General features: G+C 44.8%; 3 protein-coding genes and 1 pseudogene. 1 reads left to right on the top strand and 3 read right to left on the bottom strand.

Going from position 1 to position 3223, the window contains the following annotated elements:
* A pseudogene (locus AC1DWN_RS30960) lies at nt 1-414 on the bottom strand (arginine decarboxylase); the annotation flags it as partial.
* 174 nt (nt 415-588) lie between these two features.
* Between AC1DWN_RS30960 and AC1DWN_RS30955 the strand changes: the two are divergent.
* On the top strand, nt 589-1779 hold the full coding sequence (locus AC1DWN_RS30955) for an MFS transporter (RefSeq protein WP_477562701.1): 1191 nt from the start codon (nt 589-591) through the stop codon (nt 1777-1779).
* A gap of 59 nt (nt 1780-1838) precedes the next feature.
* Here AC1DWN_RS30955 and AC1DWN_RS30950 read toward each other — a convergent pair whose 3' ends face one another.
* A complete protein-coding gene (locus AC1DWN_RS30950) occupies nt 1839-2858 on the bottom strand; it encodes an ABC transporter permease (protein WP_477562700.1) in 1020 nt (339 codons plus the stop codon).
* A partial coding sequence (locus tag AC1DWN_RS30945; RefSeq protein WP_477562699.1) for an AAA family ATPase occupies nt 2855-3223 on the bottom strand: 369 nt, incomplete at its 5' end. The genes AC1DWN_RS30945 and AC1DWN_RS30950, both read right to left, overlap by 4 nt.

Raw genomic sequence — 3223 nt, 5'->3', positions numbered from 1 at the left:
GTTATCGCGAGCGGGAGAAATGAATACAGGTCTGGCACCCGCAAAAATGATTGCAGACATAATTGATTTGTGCACGTTACGTGGAACGATGATTTTGTCACCAGGCGCACAAACGGTTAATATCATAGTCATAATAGCGCCGCTTGTTCCTTGAACAGAGAAATAAGTATAGTCTGATCCGAAGGCATCGGCAGCTAGCTTTTGCGCTTCTTCAATAACTCCGGTTGGCTGATGCAGGTCATCAAGCGGTGCTATATTGATTAAATCGATCGACAATGCGTTGTCACCGATAAATTCACGGAATTCTGAATCGCTGCCCAGACCCTTCTTATGTCCGGGTATATGAAACTGTACGGGGTCATTCGCCGCATGTTGGCGTAGAGCGGTGAAAAGTGGTGTTTTACTATGGTCCATCGCTGTCATCCCTGCCTTTCTATAGATGTTACAAACAAAATTGAGTATAGCAAATACAGGGGGGAATGCAAGAAACTTTTTTGTGATTGAAGCAATGCAAAGCGATTGTTCTTCAATTGTTCATATATAATGGTTAGTTAATTATGATAACATAAGTTGGTGAAGGGGTGCAGCATGGAAGATAAACGTATCTATTTAGTAATGGCTATTTTAATGACAACATTTATTGGGTTCGGAATTATCATCCCAGTTATGCCAGAGATTATTCAAGCAACAGATCCGAAAAATGCAGAATTACATACGGGTTGGATGTTGGCTATCTATTCAGCTGTTTCTTTCGTTCTATCTCCCTTTTGGGGAGGATTGTCTGATCGGATAGGTAGAAGACCAATTATATTAATTGGAGTTCTTGGTTTCGCTGCCAGCTTTCTGTTATTTGGATTATCTTCTGGCAGCTTGACGTTAATGTATTTGTCCCGCGTACTGGGCGGGTTCTTCTCGGGTGCTGTCGCATCTGTAATTGTCGCATATGTTGCGGATATAACGCCTCCGGAGCTTCGTACGAAAGGTATGGGACTGGTCGGAATGTCGATCGGTCTAGGCTTCACCATCGGGCCAGGGTTTGGGGGACTGCTTAGTCTCATTTCGCTGGAGGCACCATTTTATGCGGCTTCGATTTTAGCGCTCATTACATTTGTACTCGCTATATCAAAGCTTAAGGAATCACTTTCACCTGAACAAAGGCGTAATAGCACGGAGAAAAAGGTATCACGCTGGCAAGCTTTTAGAGGGCCTCTGAAATATTTATATGTGCTTGCGTTCTTCGTGACCTTTACACTCGCAGGGATGGAAGCTACGCTGCAGTTTTTCGGTATGCGACGTTTTGATGTTACTCCGCTGCAAGTGGGCATCTTGTTCTTTGTGTGCGGCTTTGTAGGAGCGCTAGTTCAAGGTGGGGTTGTTCGCAGACGTATTAAGTCCGGGCAAGAGCCAATGTATATTGCAGCAGGTCTTATTATTTCAGCAATTGGCTTCTTCCTTCTACTTGCTGCTCACTCTTTATGGTGGGCAACGATGTCACTTGCCGTGTTCGGCATCGGAAATTCGTTGATTCGTCCATGTGTCACTTCATTAATTACTCAGAAAACGACTGTCGGCACGGGCGTTGCGTCGGGGTTAAGCTCATCAATGGACAGTCTAGGGCGTATAGCTGGCCCTTTACTAGGTTCTTTCCTCTTTACTGTACAAATGGGGCTTCCCTATTTACTCGGCGGTATACTGTGTATGGCGGCGCTTCTGCTGCTTGTTCGTTTCCGTCAGCTCGATAAGCTTTCACCACAAGCAACACCTGCGGATAACGTTTAATCATATAAAATAAGCCGGTTGTTCATCTGAGGATGGACGGCCGGCTTATTTTATTTGTTCTACATACTGCGATGCTTCTTTAACGCCACGACATTTAAGAAGGCAAACAATAAAGAAAAACCGATTAGTATATATACATCCAGCTGAAAATCACGAAAACCCTCGCCTCTTATCATAATTCCACGCATCGCATCTGCTCCGTAATAAAGCGGCATGATGTAGCTTAGCTTCTGCAACCATGGATTCATTGCATCTAAATTAAACAATCCGGAGAAAAAGGCTTGCGGAACGATAACAATCGGTATGAATTGTATGATTTGAAACTCGCTGCTCGCAAAGGAGGATAGGAGTGTACCGAGTGTTAAGGCTGTTAATGACAATAGTAAGTTTATAAGCAGCATATAGCCTATATGGCCGACCATATATAGTCCAAGCACATCGACTGAAAACCAAGCGATTAGAGTGGCCTGAAATAAGGTGAAAATACCGAACCCTGCTAAATAACCGAAGACGATTTCTTGACGTCGGATCGGTGTAGCCAGCAGCCGTTCGAGCGTACCGCTTGTTCGTTCACGCAGAAAGGAGACCCCAGCAAGCAGAAAGACAAAGAAGAACGAGAAAAACCCAATGAGTACAGGTCCAGTGGAGTCGAAAGCGGCCATATCGGGACCACCATGCAAATAGGATATATTCGATATAGCTGTTCCTGTGCTATTTTGAAATGTGGTTTGCATCAATAACAAAACACTACGGTTTATCGAAGGGTCGCTGCCTTCGAGTGTCAGCTTCGGTTGGCCTCCGACTTGCTGGATGATGGCGTCCAATTCACCGGCTTGGAGCGCTGCAAACGYATCATCACTTGAAGCATAAACGCTGATGTTAGCATCTAGCTGTTCGAATTGTTCTGTCATGGCAGGAGGGACATCGACCATTCCAATTGCAGGTGAGATCGTTTGTCCATCAAATACGAGTTTCATCAAGCTTAATATGAGCAGCGGCGCTAAAAATAAGAGAGCGAGTGTCCGTTTGTCTTGTATGAATTGTCTTATAATTCGTACGGCTAGTGCTCGGCTCCTCATTCTAATTCTCCTCCCTCACGGCTAAGTTTGATAAATGCCTCCTCAATGCTAGCTGATTCTGTACTTTTTATAATCTCGTTAGGGGTGTCTAATGCGATAAGATTGCCACCACGAATTAGACCGAGCCGATCACATTTAGCCGCTTCGTCCATTACATGTGTGGTCACGATTATCGTAATCCCTTGTTTGCTTAAGGAAGTAAGTTCTGTCCAAATCGATTGACGCAGGACAGGGTCAATTCCCACGGTTGGCTCGTCGAGTACGAGAAGCTCAGGTTCATGCAGCAGCGCGATGGCTAGAGAAAGCCTACGCTTCATCCCTCCTGAATAAGCAGTGATTGGTTTGCTTAAGTAATCTGTTAAATC

Source organism: Paenibacillus sp. P4_A7 (assembly GCF_056402455.1).
The sequence above is the reverse complement of the archived record's forward strand: the minus strand, read 5'-3'. Positions and strand labels throughout refer to the sequence as shown.